The organism is Mesorhizobium sp. WSM4311 (assembly GCF_002295115.1).
Classification (GTDB): domain Bacteria; phylum Pseudomonadota; class Alphaproteobacteria; order Rhizobiales; family Rhizobiaceae; genus Mesorhizobium.
The window spans coordinates 298354-312491 of the sequence record NZ_NSFV01000005.1; the positions used below are offsets into that span (position 1 = coordinate 298354).

Annotated in this window: 14 protein-coding genes; 6 read left to right on the forward strand and 8 right to left on the reverse strand. The window is 63.9% G+C overall.

Going from position 1 to position 14138, the window contains the following annotated elements; translation table 11 throughout:
* Positions 1–210: 210 nt before the first annotated feature.
* The gene (locus CK226_RS15585) at positions 211–582 is read right to left on the reverse strand and encodes an endonuclease domain-containing protein (protein ID WP_095775635.1); all 372 of its coding nucleotides are present in this window, start codon (positions 580–582) and stop codon (positions 211–213) included.
* A 104-nt stretch (positions 583–686) separates the two neighbouring features.
* Entirely contained in the window at positions 687–1766 is a 1080-nt protein-coding gene (locus CK226_RS15590) for a pilus assembly protein TadG-related protein (RefSeq protein WP_179301061.1), read from the reverse strand.
* 198 nt (positions 1767–1964) lie between these two features.
* Here CK226_RS15590 and lepA point away from each other — a divergent pair, with 198 nt between their 5' ends.
* On the forward strand, positions 1965–3770 hold the full coding sequence (gene lepA / locus CK226_RS15595; RefSeq protein ID WP_095775671.1) for a translation elongation factor 4: 1806 nt from the start codon (positions 1965–1967) through the stop codon (positions 3768–3770).
* 166 nt (positions 3771–3936) lie between these two features.
* Here the strand turns inward: lepA and CK226_RS15600 are convergent, their stop codons facing one another.
* On the reverse strand, positions 3937–4980 hold the full coding sequence (locus CK226_RS15600; protein WP_095792359.1) for a DUF2806 domain-containing protein: 1044 nt from the start codon (positions 4978–4980) through the stop codon (positions 3937–3939).
* Between the two features lie 223 nt (positions 4981–5203).
* Here CK226_RS15600 and CK226_RS15605 point away from each other — a divergent pair, with 223 nt between their 5' ends.
* The gene (locus CK226_RS15605) at positions 5204–5716 is read left to right on the forward strand and encodes a hypothetical protein (protein WP_095792360.1); all 513 of its coding nucleotides are present in this window, start codon (positions 5204–5206) and stop codon (positions 5714–5716) included.
* A 381-nt stretch (positions 5717–6097) separates the two neighbouring features.
* Here the strand turns inward: CK226_RS15605 and CK226_RS15610 are convergent, their stop codons facing one another.
* The 3 genes from CK226_RS15610 to CK226_RS15620 form a co-directional block, all read right to left on the reverse strand.
* Positions 6098–7738, reverse strand: coding sequence for an ABC transporter substrate-binding protein (locus CK226_RS15610; RefSeq protein ID WP_095792361.1), 1641 nt, complete (start codon positions 7736–7738; stop codon positions 6098–6100).
* Positions 7739–8314: 576 nt separating this feature from the next.
* The gene (secB, locus tag CK226_RS15615) at positions 8315–8815 is read right to left on the reverse strand and encodes a protein-export chaperone SecB (RefSeq protein WP_095775642.1); all 501 of its coding nucleotides are present in this window, start codon (positions 8813–8815) and stop codon (positions 8315–8317) included.
* A gap of 459 nt (positions 8816–9274) precedes the next feature.
* On the reverse strand, positions 9275–9772 hold the full coding sequence (locus CK226_RS15620) for an FxsA family protein (RefSeq protein ID WP_095775643.1): 498 nt from the start codon (positions 9770–9772) through the stop codon (positions 9275–9277).
* Positions 9773–9983: 211 nt separating this feature from the next.
* On the opposite strand from CK226_RS15620, the gene CK226_RS15625 reads away from it, so the two are divergent.
* The 4 genes from CK226_RS15625 to CK226_RS15640 all read left to right on the forward strand — a co-directional run bounded on the left by CK226_RS15625 (position 9984) and on the right by CK226_RS15640 (position 12833).
* Entirely contained in the window at positions 9984–10691 is a 708-nt protein-coding gene (locus CK226_RS15625; protein ID WP_095775644.1) for a Tim44/TimA family putative adaptor protein, read from the forward strand.
* Positions 10692–10817: 126 nt separating this feature from the next.
* Positions 10818–11918 (forward strand): murein transglycosylase A, encoded by a 1101-nt coding sequence (locus tag CK226_RS15630; protein WP_095792362.1) that lies wholly within the window; start codon positions 10818–10820, stop codon positions 11916–11918.
* Entirely contained in the window at positions 11915–12445 is a 531-nt protein-coding gene (locus CK226_RS15635) for a Smr/MutS family protein (protein WP_095792363.1), read from the forward strand. The genes CK226_RS15630 and CK226_RS15635 overlap by 4 nt, the downstream gene beginning before the upstream one ends.
* Before the next feature lie 19 nt (positions 12446–12464).
* Positions 12465–12833 carry a helix-turn-helix domain-containing protein gene (locus tag CK226_RS15640; protein WP_019862229.1) on the forward strand — a complete coding sequence of 123 codons (369 nt, stop codon included), beginning with the start codon at positions 12465–12467 and terminating at the stop codon, positions 12831–12833.
* Positions 12834–12917: 84 nt separating this feature from the next.
* On the opposite strand, the gene CK226_RS15645 is transcribed toward CK226_RS15640, so the two are convergent.
* On the reverse strand, positions 12918–13160 hold the full coding sequence (locus tag CK226_RS15645; RefSeq protein ID WP_095775647.1) for a hypothetical protein: 243 nt from the start codon (positions 13158–13160) through the stop codon (positions 12918–12920).
* Positions 13161–13487: 327 nt separating this feature from the next.
* Positions 13488–14102 carry a transglutaminase-like cysteine peptidase gene (locus tag CK226_RS15650; RefSeq protein WP_095792364.1) on the reverse strand — a complete coding sequence of 205 codons (615 nt, stop codon included), beginning with the start codon at positions 14100–14102 and terminating at the stop codon, positions 13488–13490.
* Between the last annotated feature and the right edge of the window lie 36 nt (positions 14103–14138).

Consider the following 14138-nt stretch of genomic DNA (forward strand, 5'->3'; position numbering starts at 1 on the left):
CGCCAATACCGTGCCCAATCAAGATTGAGTGCGCATGGGGCGCGCCCTTCCCTTCTCCCCTTGCGGGAGAAGGTGGCCTCGCGAAGCGAGGTCGGATGAGGGGTGCTCCAGCGGAGTGAGGCGTTGGCGTTCCCTGGAACACCCCTCATCCGTCTCGCCGCTACGCGGCGATCCACCTTCTCCCGCAAGGGGAGAAGGAAGGGCGCGCCATCACCGCCAGGGCTGCAGACTGGTGTCTCTTACATAGGCGATGATCGTGTCGCAGACGGCGTTGAGGTCTTTCAGGACATCGTCATTCCAGAAACGCAGAACCCGAAAGCCCTTGGCCTCGAGCTCGGTCTTGCGGATCTGGTCCGTATCCGGACCCGCATGCTGGCTGCCATCGATCTCGATGATCAGCCGAGCTTCAGGGCAAACGAAATCGGCGACGTATTTTCCGATAGGCGCCTGGCGCCGGAATTTTATCCGGTCGAGTCTGCGATCGCGCAGCTCCTGCCAGAGCCTGCCTTCCGCTTCCGTCATCTCGCGCCGGAGCGAGCGGGCAAATTTACGCTTGGCTTGGGTGACGGGTTGATGCGGCATGGCGCCAGATTAGCCAGACCCGGCGTTCCGTCCAACCATCCGTCTCGTCGCTACGCGGCGATCCACCTTCTCCCGCAAGGGGACAAGGTGAGCAGCGTCTGTCCCTACTGCGTCAGCGCTGTGTCCGAGGGCCGCTTGTTGAAGTCGCACTTGCCGGTGACGTTGTAGAAGAAGTCGGCATTTGAGGACGTAGTCGGCACCGTTGTGCCACCGTCTTCCCAGGCTTGATAGCTGGTGACGCCACAAGGCACGATGGAGAAGATGTCGACCCTCGTCCCGGTCGCGGTCTCGGTCAGGGCGTTCGCGTCCACCCCGCTAAAGAGTCGGTTGGAGGTGCTCGCATCGTCCGACTTGAGGTATTGCGGGTTGCCCGATGGCACGTACATCTGCAGAGAGAGGCCACCCATCTGGCTGACATCGATCGCCGCGCCGGCGCTGTTGGCCGGATACATGGTGTCGACGCAGGTTGTCGAATATTTCTTGTTGCCACTGGTCTGGAGGATCGCATTGGCAGGCAGGCCGGTGAAAGTGGTCACGCTGGCGGTGGTGCAAACTTGCGACTGGACGAGCGTCTTGATATCGGCGCCACCATTGTTGGTGATCGTATACACGTTCGTGGTGCCGTAGCCCTTCGGATCCCCGAAGCCATTATAGACATACTCGATGGACATCAGCGGCTTGGCCGCTGTCGCTCCGAATTGCGTGCCGTAGAGCGTCATCGTCTTGTTCCACCAGCCCGACACCTTGGTGATCTTGAAGCTCGCATTGACGAGCGCCGGCGGCTTGCTGACCGCCGACGCGACGGCGATCGGCACGGTGTTGATCCTGGCGATCTGCATGAATGTGGTCGGCATGGAGAAACTTGCCGAGGCCCGGCCGGTGGCGGCGGCGGTGGTGGTACCAGCCACAAAACTGTTCAGCGTCGCAGTGCCCTGGCCACCGTTGGCGATGAAAGAATCCTGCAGCGCCGTCTGGCGCTGCGCCAGCGTCGAGGTGGTGTCCATGGTGGTGATCGACAGGAGCGCGGCATCCAGGGCCTGCTGCTGGTTGGACCGGACCTGGATCGCGCTGGTATAGTCGATCGAGAAGCCGACGGCGCTTATGACAGGCACCAGCGTGAGAAAGAACAGCGGCATCATCGAGCCGCTGCGCGAACGGGCAAACCCGCCTGCAACTTTCAGCATTTTTTTTACCCCGCGGATATTAGTGATGGGGCATATAGCACGCGGCGGCAAACCAAGGTCTAACGCGATCGATCAAAGTTTAAGCATCCACGGCCGCCGCGGCCGGCATTTGGTGCGGCTCGCCGCTTTGTGATCGAAGGCGCCGCCCTTGCGCCGCAAGCCTTGCCGCCGCAAGCCACCCCTGCTAAAGCGCGCGACATGAGCACGCCCCTCGACCACATCAGAAATTTCTCCATCGTCGCCCATATCGACCATGGCAAATCCACGCTCGCCGACCGCCTGATCCAGTCCACCGGCGGGCTGGAGCTGCGCGACATGAAGGAGCAGGTGCTGGACTCGATGGACATCGAGCGCGAGCGCGGCATCACCATCAAGGCGCAGACGGTGCGGCTGAAATACCGCGCCAACAATGGCGAGGATTATATCCTCAACCTCATCGACACGCCCGGACATGTCGACTTCGCCTATGAAGTGTCGCGTTCGCTCGCCGCCTGCGAGGGCTCGCTGCTGGTGGTCGACGCCTCCCAGGGCGTCGAGGCGCAGACGCTCGCCAATGTCTACCAGGCCATCGACAACAACCACGAGATCGTCGTGGTGCTGAACAAGGTCGACCTGCCGGCCGCCGAGCCCGAGCGCATCCGCGAGCAGGTCGAGGAGGTGATCGGCATCGACGCTTCCGGCGCCGTGCTGATCTCGGCCAAGACCGGCCTTGGCATTCCCGACGTGCTGGAAGCCATCGTCCACCAATTGCCGCCGCCGCGCGAGGGCGATGCGACAGCACCCTTGAAGGCCATGCTGGTCGACAGCTGGTACGACGCCTATCTCGGCGTCATCGTGCTGGTGCGCATCATCGACGGCGTGCTGAAGAAGGGCCAGACCATCCGCATGATGGGCACCGGCGCCAAATATCTGGTCGAGCGCACCGGCGTGTTCACGCCCGCCCGCATCAATGTCGACGAGCTTGGCCCCGGCGAGTTCGGCTTCTTCACCGGCTCGATCAAGGAAGTGGCCGACACCCGCGTCGGCGACACCATCACCGAGGACAGGCGCCAGACCGCGCATGCCCTGCCCGGCTTCAAGCCGGCGCAGCCGGTGGTGTTCTGCGGCCTGTTCCCGGTCGACGCCGCCGATTTCGAGGACCTGCGCGCCGCCGTCGGCAAGCTGCGCCTCAACGACGCCTCCTTCTCCTACGAAATGGAAACCAGCGCCGCGCTCGGCTTCGGCTATCGCTGCGGCTTCCTCGGCCTCTTGCATCTCGAAATCATCCAGGAGCGGCTGGAGCGCGAGTTCAACCTCGACCTGATCGCCACCGCGCCATCGGTCGTCTACCGGCTGCTGCTCAATGACGGCTCGGTGAAGGAACTGCACAACCCGGCCGACATGCCCGACGTGGTGAAGATCTCGGCCATCGAGGAGCCGTGGATCCGCGCCACCATCCTCACCCCCGACGACTATCTCGGCGGCATATTGAAACTCTGCCAGGACCGGCGCGGCATCCAGGCGGACCTGTCCTATGTCGGCAAACGCGCCATGCTGACCTACGATCTGCCGCTCAACGAAGTCGTCTTCGACTTCTATGACCGGCTGAAGTCGATCTCCAAGGGCTATGCCTCGTTCGACTACCACCTGACCGACTACCGCGAGGGCGACCTGGTGAAGATGTCGATCCTGGTCAATGAGGAGCCGGTCGACGCGCTGTCCATGCTGGTGCACCGCACGGCGGCGGAAAAGCGCGGAAGGCAGATGTGCGAGAAGCTGAAGGAGCTGATCCCGCACCACCTCTTCAAGATCCCGATCCAGGCGGCAATAGGCGGCAAGGTCATCGCCCGCGAAACCATCTCGGCGCTGCGCAAGGACGTCACCGCCAAATGCTACGGCGGCGACGTGAGCCGCAAGCGCAAGCTGCTGGACAAGCAGAAAGAGGGCAAGAAGCGGATGAGGCAGTTTGGAAAGGTGGATATTCCCCAGGAGGCGTTTATCCAGGCGCTGAAGATGGGGGATTGAGAAGCCGGTTGGCGCGCGGAGCGCGCCGAGTCATCGATCCGGTGGATCGATGACAGGCTTCGAAAGCGGGGGAGCTGCCGGAGGCAGCAGGCCCCCCGCCAGCGCGGCGTCTTGGACCTTCGAGCTGGTCGACCAAGGTGCCGTAGTGGCGTGAAGCGAACGACCATCAACTTGGGTCGCTACTGCCAGTTGGTTGCTTTGGCTGGATGGTGGCGAACTGCAGCCACTCGTTAGTCCCGGCTGGTAGGATGTATCTCCTGATTTCTGATTCTGGCATTGCTGACGCTATCTTGGCGGAAAGCTGATCCGTCAGGTCTGCGAGATTGTAGGGAAGAATCGAAGCTATCGCAGCTCCGACATCCGTCAGAACGTAAACCGGAATAGCCGGCTTCGACTCGTTAATTTGGATGACGCCCTCCTCATGGCGCAGATCGCCGGACTTGGTTGCAGCAATCCCTAGCGACCCAAATACCCAGAACCACAATCCCACGCCGTTCCTGTCATTGAGTTCAGCGGAGTTGCGAATCTGGCCAAGCCCAGGCTCGACAAGAAGCCCCGCGCTCACAAGGCGCGCCGCCTCGACAAAGGCCAGGTTGCTTGAAAGAGCTTTAGGAATAACATTTCCCATCCTGAAACCACAGACGCGTTCAAATAACTGCGCGGTCGATGGATCCAGCTCGTCAACTACCCGAAGCACCTTGCTGGAGAACGTGCCTGGCTTCCTGACCTCAGACGCTAGTACTTTTGCCCAACGCTCGCGAATCTGCTCATCAGTAGCGTCTTCCGCATAGCGTTCGAAGCGATTGAGGAATGCATCGTTGAGCTCTGCAGGCCCTGCTTGAGACTCCTGTTCAGAACCGGGATTCTGTCGCAAATCTTCGACGGCTAATTCCAACACCGCGTCCTTGTTTTCCTGCCGACGCAACAAAGAAGGCAGGAAATTCTCCATAGCCCGGGTAGCGAACTCTGGATCGCTCCTCAAACGATCAACTCCAAGCTCGCCAAGGGCTTGAATCATCTTAACTCGCGCTTCAGATAGCGCACTTGTTTCGGCAATATCAGCATCGATCGGGGCTCTTTTCTTATCCGCTTTCGCGCCCCATAGTCGGTCCCATGCAGACACCGCACGAGACATGATACTTGCCTTGATCCCGGTCTCTGTCAGTTCGCCAGAAACAGATACGTTATTGATCTGACTATCTTCTGCCATGTTTTCCTCCACGCGGAAGGGAAGACAGAAAGCGAAACTTTGACTTTGTCGAGCCGACACGTTCCTTTTCCTGTTAATGGCGATAGATAAATTTCTCAAAGAGCCGTTCGATCTCGCGTCATGCGGCGCACCATTCCCTCACCAGAGCCGCGTGCAACCGGGCACCACCATTTGAAAACGTCCCGCAAGAGAGTACCCATTGCAAGGCTTGGGGAAACACAACATGCGCACCACCTCCGACACCATCGCCTGTCTCGGCCTCGCCATCGGCGGCATCTTCGGCCTTGCCGGCACCTTCGTTGCCAGCGCTCCGCTGCGCGAATCCCTGTGGGCGATCGACGGCGTGGGCATCGTCGTCGCGACGGCCCTGCTCACCATGAAATACCAGCGCCTCGGCAATGATTGCGTTGCCGCGGGCTTCCTGACCTTCCTGGCCGGCGAAAGCCTGCTTTTATCAGGCAATGCGGCGGGGCTCGAGGCCAGCGTGCCGTCCTATGTCGGCGGCATCTCGCTTTGGGCGGCGGCGCTCATCATGGTCAGCGTGCCCTCCACTTTCGCGCTGTGGATGCGGTTCACCGCATTCGTCGCCGCCGCGCTGTTCTTCGCCTCGCTGGGCATGGTGCTGTGGGGCACGCCGCTGCTGCCGACCTCCTCGCCGCTGCCCGCCGCCGGCTATCCCTTCCTGGTGCTGACTTTTGTTGGGTGGATCTGGACTTTGCTGAGGGAGGGGCGGTAGCGCTGTCCGCCCGCGACAGGAAGGCGAGCGTCGGCGCTGCCCCTCATCTGGCTGCCGCCATCTTCTCCCCGTAAGCGGGCGAAGGGGGCTGCTGTCGCCGCTTTCGCCAATCGCAGACGTTGCAGGAAGGGCGCCGGCGTTGCGGCAGCCTCTCTCGCCCCGTTTACGGGGAGCCGGCAGGACAGTGAGGGGCAGCGCCGACCTGCGATAGGTACGCGCTAGCCTCTATCCTCAATCCTGACACGGTTTTGACATTGGCGAGGGCGTCCCCCCGCTCGTCCCGGCTTCGCCGGGCCACCTTGCCGGGGCGAGCCACGGGTCTCGCCCGCCCTTCGGACCCCCCACTTCCGTGGGGGCGAGGAACCCAGGAATAGCGAAGTCTCACCCCTCCAACCACACCTTCTCGAAATGCTGCTCCAGCGCCTGGTGCTGCTCGCAGCCCTCGACCCCCTTGCGGTAGGTCCGGTAGACCGATCGCCAGTAGGGCTGGATGATGATGCCGCTGTCGCGCAGGTTCTTTTCGATGCCGGCCATGATCTCCTTGCGGGCCTTGGCGTCGGGGGTGGCGAGCGCCTTGTCCAGCAGCTCGTCGAATTCCTTGCTGGCATAGGCGCTTTCGTTCCAGGCCGCGCCGGATTTGTAGGCCAGCGCCAGCACCTGGACGCCGAGCGGGCGTCCCAGCCATTCGGTGCAGGAGAAGGGATATTTGCTCCAGTCGTTCCAGAAGGTCGCGGCGGGCAGCACGGTGCGCTTGATCTTGAGGCCGGCCTCGCGCATCTGCGCGGCGATCGCGTCGCCGGTGGTCTTCTGCCATTCGACGTCGACCGAGATCAGCTCATATTCGTGGTCCGGCTTGGCGGAGGCGGCGAGCAGCTTCCTGGCCTCCGCCACATCGCGCTTGGCCGGGCCGATATCGGCGTATTCGGGATGCATGGGGCCGACATGGTGGTTGTCGGCGGGCTTGCCGCGGCCGCCGAGGCCGAGCGCCAGCACGGCCGCATTGTCGACGGCGAGCTGGGCGGCGCGGCGGACCTTGATGTCGTCATAGGGCGCGTTGCCGACGTTGAAGCGGGCGACGATGGTCGAGCCGGTGGCGATCTCGGAATTTTTGAGCCCCATCTTGTCGGTCTGCGAGACGGCGTCGGAGGCGGTTTCGTGGTCGGTGTCGATCTCGCCGGATTCGAAGGCCGACAGCATGGCGTTGGGATCGGAGCCGTAGTCGATCCACTGGATGCCATCGAGGTGGAATTCGCCCTTCCACCACGGCTTGTCCCTGCGCCTCACCTCGGCACCGGTCTCGGCGTCCCATTTCACCAGTTCGCAGGGGCCGGTGGTGATGGCCAGCGCCTTCAGGGGATCGCCGTCGCCATCATAGGAGCGGTGCATGATCAGCGCGGGATAGTCGGCCATGCCGGCGATCAGCGAAATGTCGGGCTTCGGCAGGTTGAGCTTGATCGTGTAGTCGTCGACCTTCTCGATGCCGCCATCGACCGCCTTCTTGGTGTCGGCATTGACCAGCGCGCCCATGCGCGCGGCGACCGAATTGCCGGCCACACCGGCCTCGCACCAGCGGGTGAGGTTGTGGACGACATCGTCGGCGTTGAAAGCGTCGCCGTTCGACCAAGAAATGCCCTTGCGCACATGCAGCGTCAGCGTCTTGGCGTCGTCGCTCATCTCCCATTTTTCCAGGAGCCAGGGCTCGAACGAAAAATCGGTGTTCCAGCGCACCAGATATTCGTTGCAGTGGCGGGCGACGTTGGACATTTCGACGCCGTCGAAGGTGCGCGGGTCCTTGAACCCCTTGACATTCATGGCGACGCGCAGCGTGCCGCCCTTCTTCGGCTCGGCCGCGCGGGCCGGCGTCGCGGCGAGACCGCCCAGCGCAAACGCGCCGGCGGCGCTGACGCCGAGACCGGCCATCAGCGCCAGATATTCGCGGCGGCTGATGCCGCCAGTTTTGAAATCCTCGGCGACGGGCTTGGCCTGCGGGTGCAGTTTGCGGTCGGTCAGCATGAATTTCATTGTCGTTCCCTTTGTCGTTGGTGCATGCCGCCCAAAACTGCAGGGGTTTTGGGACATGCACGGAAGCAGGCTCGTCCCGGCGGAGCGCCGACGCGGGGGCGGCTGCAACCGCCGGGTTTGCCTGAGGCGGCGATGATAGGGCGGGGTGACGTTGCGGAGTGTTCTGGAATCCGCATGAGTTGTGCGCTGCTCCGCAGCGAGGCCGTGGCCGGTGGGGCGATCCAGCCCTGGTGGCCGCCGAGTTCCGCTCCCTGGCCCGCGGTTTCGCGTTTCACCAGCGGCTTCCCCCACTCCGTCTCGGCTTTGCCGAGCCACCTCTCCCCCCTCCGGAGGGAGAGGAAGGGAGCCAGCCTGGCCAAGCGCGCGCCTTTCCTCTCCCCCGTCGATCGGGGGAGAGGTGTCGAGCGAAGCTCGACGGAGTGGGGGTCGACCCATGGCTCGATCGTTGTATTTCAACCGACCAGCACCGTTAAGGTGACGCCTACGGGCCTGTCCCAGCAGCGTTGCCAAGGGTCACCAAGGCAACAAAAAACCCGGCTCAAGGCCGGGCTTTTCGAGGCATTCTGTAGATAAGCCTCAGCTCACCTGGACCTTCGACGCGGCCTGGTCCTCGGCGATCTTCTGCTGGAACATCTGCGCGAAGTCGATCGGGTCGAGCATCAGCGGCGGGAAGCCGCCATTGCGGGTCGCCTCGGCGATGATCTGGCGGGCGAAGGGGAACAATAGCCGCGGGCATTCGATGAACAGGATCGGCAGCATGTGCTCCTGCGGGAAGCCCGAAATGGCGAAGACGCCGCCATAGACCAGCTCGACATTGAACAGCACTTCCTGGTCGAAGGAGGCCTTGGCGTTCAGCGTCAGATTGACGTCGAACTGCTTGTCGGAGAGCGGGTTGGCGTTGACATTGACGTTGATGGCGATGCCGGGGGCCTTGTCGCGGCCGCGCAGCGAGTTCGGCGCGCCGGGGCTCTCGAAGGACAGGTCCTTCACATACTGGGCGAGCACGTTGAGCGACGGCTGCGTCGCGTTGCCGTTGCCGTTGGCTGCGCCGGTCGGCGCGTCATCATTGCTGGCCATGAGCCTTATATCCTTTTCCCCTGGGCAGCCGTGCTGACCGAATTGAAATCGGGCGTTCGCTACCATGGTCGGCATGACAAGACAAGGTTTGCCGCCTTGGGGCTCGTGTCGGCCGCGGTTGGCTGTGGAGAGATCATTGTCGGGGTCGGCGCTGCCCCTCATCAGGTTGCCCGTCCTCCGCAGCCGTTGCAGAAGGGCGGCGCCCTTCCTCTCCCCCGTCGATCGGGGGAGGGTGTCGAGCGAAGCTCGACGGAGTGGGGGTCGACCCTTCGGCGCAAGGCGACGCAATGCCTGCGCCTTGGTCCCTTTTCAATATCCGGTCGCGGCGCCTGCCAGGTGGTTCCCCCACTCCGTCTCGGCTTCGCCGAGCCACCTCTCCCCCCTTCGGAGGGAGAGGAAAGGAGCCTGGCTGGAGCGGCGCTGGCCTCTCGGAACAGATCAGAACGCCGCACCCGCGACCTAATCGTCCTTGAGACGCCGCCACGGCGAATTGTGATCCGGGCCGCGCTTGAAATCGTCCTCGCGCGAATAGTCACCGTCGTCGAGGTCGATGACCCTGTCGCGCGACCGGCGAAAGCCGCCGGCCGAGAAATCGGTGGCGACGACGATGCGGCCCTTGAACCGGCGCCAGGCAAGGTCGCGCACCGGCGGCAGGAACAAGAGCAGGCCGATAATGTCTGATATGAAGCCGGGGATGATCAGAAGGATCGCGGCGACGACGATCATGGCGCCGTGGGCAAGATGGCGGCTGGGATCATGGCCGGCGTCCATCTCGGCGCGCACCCGCGCCATGACGCCAAAACCCTGGTGCCTGAGCAAAAGCACGCCGGCGATGCTCGAGGCCAGCACCAGGCCGACGGTCGCCAGCGCGCCGACCTCACGGCCGACGATGACGAAACCGGCGATTTCCAGCAGCGGCAGAGCGAGAAGAAACAGGGGAAGCAGCGAAATGCGCAAGTCTTGCGAGCCTTCCGGTCGTTGGTCGTTTCGATTGTTTGGCCCTGGCGGCCAATCGCCGCTGGCCCTGAGGCCGTTAGATAGGTATGCCTGCCTTTAATTTGAATGATTGCACCTTGCGTTCTATATGCTTTGAATGTTGAACGCTATGCGACCGCGGCCTGTCGGCCGGATGGTCCGGCCTAGAGGCAGGGATTGATTGGCGGAAGATATGGGTTTCTTCGACTTCGGCACGATTTTCTTCCTGATCGCGGCGGTGGTGATCTTCTTCCAGCTGCGCAACGTGCTGGGCCGTCGGACCGGGAGCGAGCGGCCGCCCTTCGACCCCTACTCGGCGGCGCGCACTGAGAAGGACGCCACGCAGAAGCCTGAAAATGTCGTTTCGCTGCCGCGCAAGCGCCTGCCCGGCGAGCCGGCGCCGGCCGACGCCTATACGGCGATCGACGCCTTCGCCAAGCCCGACACCGATCTCAACAAGGGCCTGCGCGCGATCAAGGACAATGACCCGTCCTTCGACCCGAAGGGTTTCATCGACGGCGCCAAGATGGCCTATGAGATGATCGTCATGGCCTATGCCGACGGCGACCGCAAAACGCTGAAGAACCTCCTGTCGCGCGAGGTGTTCGACGGCTTCGTCGCCGCGATAGGCGAGCGCGAGGCGAAGTCGGAAAAGATCCAGTCCTCCTTCGTCGGCATCGACAAGGCCGACATCGTGTCGGCCGAGATGAAGGGCGGCGAGGCGCATGTGACGCTGCGCATCATCAGCGAGCTGATTTCGGCGACGCGCGACAAGGCCGGCACGGTCATCGACGGCGATCCGGAGACCGTGGCCGAGGTCAAGGATGTCTGGACCTTCGCCCGCGACACGCGCTCGCGCGATCCGAACTGGAAGCTCGTCGCCACCGAAGAAGAAGACTGAGCCCCGATGCATGTCGCCCAAAAGTGCGAAGCGGTTTTGGGACAACGACTTGCAGCAAAACCAAGAGCCGCAGCGCGTCGCATGACACTCTTCAAACACGACGCGCTTTAAGGCGACGGGGCTCCGGTGTCGCTATCGCCTCTCTTCATCGAAAAATCCTTTGACGATCTGCCCGGCTGGGGCGATGACGACCTTGTGCCGGCCTTCGAGGCGTTTCGCCGCTCCGCCTTCCATGTGCCGGTAAAACCCTATCGCAGCGGCGCGCTCGGCGTCGATTTCGGCGCCTTCGCCGCGGCCTATGCGCAAGCGCGCATCGCGGCGCCCGCGAACCGGACGGAGGCGCGAACTTTCTTCGAGCGCCATTTTGTCCCGATGCTGGTCCGCGCCGAAAGCGGCGCCGGCCTCGTCACCGGCTTCTACGAGCCGCAGGTCGAGGCCTCGCCGGTGCGCACGGAGCGTTTCGTCGTGCCGCTGCTGTCGCGGCCGGCCGATCTCGCCGATGTCGACGATGCCAATCGGCCCCAGGGCATGGATCCCTACCTCGCCTTCGCGCGCCGGACGGCGGACGGACTGGCCGAGTATTTCGACCGTGGCGCGATCGAGCGCGGCGCGCTTGAGCGCCAAGGGCTTGAGATCGCCTGGCTGGCCGACAAGGTCGATGCCTTCTTCATCCATGTGCAAGGGGCCGCAAGGCTCGCCATGACCGACGGCCGGCTGCGCCGCGTCACCTACGCCGCCAAGTCGGGCCAGCGCTTCACCGGACCCGGCAAGGTCTTGAGCGAGCTTGGCGAAATCCCGCTGGCCGAGGTGACGATGCAATCGATCCGCGCCTGGTTCAAGGCGCATCCGCAGCGCATCAACGAGATCCTGTGGCGAAACCGCTCCTACATCTTCTTCCGCGAGGCCGAGGTGGAAGATGCCGCGCTCGGCCCGATCGCCGCCGCCAAGGTGCCGCTGACGCCGGGCCGCTCGGTCGCGGTCGACCGGCTTCTGCACACATTTGGCACGCCCTTCTACATCGACGCGCCGACGCTCACCGCCTTCGACGCAAGACCGTTCCGCCGGCTGATGATCGCGCAGGACACCGGCTCGGCCATCACCGGACCGGCGCGCGGCGATCTCTTCGCCGGTTCGGGCGATGCCGCCGGCGAGATCGCCGGCGTGGTGCGCAACGCCGCCGAATTCTATGCGCTGGTGCCGCGCGCGCTGGCCGGGGGCGCCAAATGAGCAAGCGTCCGGACAGGCTGAGCGAAGACGACCGGGTGCTGTGGAACCTGGTGGCGCGCACGGCCAAGCCGCTCAAGGGAAAAATCTCGGTCGACATGCCCGACATGGCCATCGAGGCCAAGCCGACGGCGCCGCCACCGGCCCAGCCCGCCGCCAGTGCGCCGGGCGCGACAAAGCCGAAAGTCCAGCATGTCACGCACCGGCTCGACGAGCCGACGCTGGACAAACTGTCGAAGGGCCGGCTGCCGATCGAGGGCCGTGTCGACCTGCACGGCATGACGCAGGACGAGGCCTATTCGCTGCTGTTCTCGTTCCTGCACCGGGCGCATGCCGGCGGCATCCGCTATGTGCTGGTCATCACCGGCAAGGGGTCGTCCTCCGGCGGCGACGGCGTGCTGCGGCGCGCGGTGCCGGCCTGGCTGTCGACGCCGGCCTTCCGGCCGCTGGTCTCCAGCCATGACCATGCCGCCCGCAACCATGGCGGCGCCGGCGCGCTCTATATCAGGCTGCGGCGGGCGCGGTCATGAGGATCGGGAGGCCGGGCGCATGACGCCGTTCGGCGAAAGGCTGCGGGCGCTCAGGCGCGAGCGCGGCGTCAGCCAGAAGGACATGGCCGCGGCGATCGGCGTCAGTGCCGCCTATCTCTCGGCGCTTGAGCATGGCAGGCGCGGTGCGCCGACCTGGACGCTGATCCAGAAGATCATCGGCTATTTCAACATCATCTGGGACGATGCCGAGGAGCTGGCGCGGCTGGCCGAAGCCTCGCATCCGCGTGTGCGGCTCGATACGTCGGGCCTCAATCCCGCCGCCACCGAGCTCGCCAACCTGCTGGCCGAGAACATCGAGAAGCTCGACGAAGCGGAACTGCGCCGCATCACCGCCTCGATCCGCGCCGCGCTTGGCCGGCTGAAGTAACTGGTTTTACCTGAAGTTCGCGACGGCCTGCCGGAGCGCGAAACAGGGCCCGCCGATGGCAGCCGGCGGGCCACTGTTGCGGGATCAGGGCTTGCCGGCCGTGCTGCCATTGGGGTTGCCGCCCTTGGTGCCCGGGTTGCCATGGTCGTGGCCATTGTGGTCGCCGCCCAGGCAGTCCGACGCGCCGGCAGTGCCGCAACAACGGCCGGCCCAGAGATCATTGAGGTTGGTGTGGACGCAGCTGACCGTCTGGTCGGCCTTCGCGGATCCGCCCAGGGCCGACACGGCAGCGACGGCGAGAAGGGTGTTACGCAGCAAAGCAGTCATTTGAAGTCTCCATGGTTGGGTTTCTGTCGTTCACGGCCGTGTGTCGCCGGGCGAACGGAAATGGTTCATGGAGAGGGATGGAAATTTTTCGAAGAGATGCGTGGTGGACCTCCACGCCTTCGTCATCCACGGGCGGAGCAGCCGCGCAGCGGCGTCGCGGAGACCCGAGGATCCATGCCGCGACCTGCGGACGCCGCAACGGCGCAGAATGTGGCGATGGCTCCATGAAGATGGCCGACGCCTGTTTCTGGGCCGCCGTGTTCTATGTTGGTGTCACGGCATGGATCCTAGGGTCTGCGCCGCAGCCCAACCAGCCAGCCGCAGCCGCTACTCCACCGAACCGACCAGCACCTGCTGGCCGCCGCGTATGGAAACCCAGCGGCCGGTATTGTCGATCGCCTGGCGCTTGAGGAAGTGGTAGCCGGTCTGGTCCCAGGCCTTGACCTTGTCGGTCAGATTGTCGAGCACGTAGTCGCCCTTGTCGGTGCGCACAGTCAGCACGGAATGGCCTTCGCCGTCGGGCTTGCGCACCACGGTGATGAGCAGATCGGCAAGCGAGATGCCCATGTGGGACAGCCGGCGGCGCTTTTCCAGAACATAGTCCTCGCAATCGCCGACGCCCTTGTCGGGATAGGCCCAGACCTCGTCCTTGCCGTAAATGTCCATGTCGCTCATCGGCTCGACGGCGGCGTTGACCCTGGCGGTGATGCCGGCGAGCTTGCGCATCAGCCCATTGGTCATTTTTGCCGGCGCCAGGTTGCTCGGACGGATCGAGCATTCGCCGGGGTGCTGCTTGCAGAAATCATAGTGGCCGATCGGCTGCGAGGTGATGCCCCCGGTCGCCATCGCTTCGGCAGCCAAGGCCGGCCAGCTTCCCGAGGCTGCCAGACCGGCCGCAGCCACGCACAAACGCAGCCTTCTTGCCATTGTTGAGGAATTCATTGTCCCCGCTCACCCTGTTGTTAACGAAACGTTAAG

Excerpts from the sequence above, each read along its gene's own strand:
- CK226_RS15585 (WP_095775635.1), bottom strand. The coding sequence starts at position 582 with ATGCCGCATCAACCCGTCACCCAAGCCAAGCGTAAATTTGCCCGCTCG.
- CK226_RS15590 (WP_179301061.1), bottom strand. The coding sequence starts at position 1,766 with ATGCTGAAAGTTGCAGGCGGGTTTGCCCGTTCGCGCAGCGGCTCGATG.
- lepA (WP_095775671.1), top strand. The coding sequence starts at position 1,965 with ATGAGCACGCCCCTCGACCACATCAGAAATTTCTCCATCGTCGCCCAT.
- CK226_RS15600 (WP_095792359.1), bottom strand. The coding sequence starts at position 4,980 with ATGGCAGAAGATAGTCAGATCAATAACGTATCTGTTTCTGGCGAACTG.
- CK226_RS15605 (WP_095792360.1), top strand. The coding sequence starts at position 5,204 with ATGCGCACCACCTCCGACACCATCGCCTGTCTCGGCCTCGCCATCGGC.
- CK226_RS15610 (WP_095792361.1), bottom strand. The coding sequence starts at position 7,738 with ATGAAATTCATGCTGACCGACCGCAAACTGCACCCGCAGGCCAAGCCC.
- secB (WP_095775642.1), bottom strand. The coding sequence starts at position 8,815 with ATGGCCAGCAATGATGACGCGCCGACCGGCGCAGCCAACGGCAACGGC.
- CK226_RS15625 (WP_095775644.1), top strand. The coding sequence starts at position 9,984 with ATGGGTTTCTTCGACTTCGGCACGATTTTCTTCCTGATCGCGGCGGTG.
- CK226_RS15635 (WP_095792363.1), top strand. The coding sequence starts at position 11,915 with ATGAGCAAGCGTCCGGACAGGCTGAGCGAAGACGACCGGGTGCTGTGG.
- CK226_RS15640 (WP_019862229.1), top strand. The coding sequence starts at position 12,465 with ATGACGCCGTTCGGCGAAAGGCTGCGGGCGCTCAGGCGCGAGCGCGGC.
- CK226_RS15645 (WP_095775647.1), bottom strand. The coding sequence starts at position 13,160 with ATGACTGCTTTGCTGCGTAACACCCTTCTCGCCGTCGCTGCCGTGTCG.
- CK226_RS15650 (WP_095792364.1), bottom strand. The coding sequence starts at position 14,102 with ATGAATTCCTCAACAATGGCAAGAAGGCTGCGTTTGTGCGTGGCTGCG.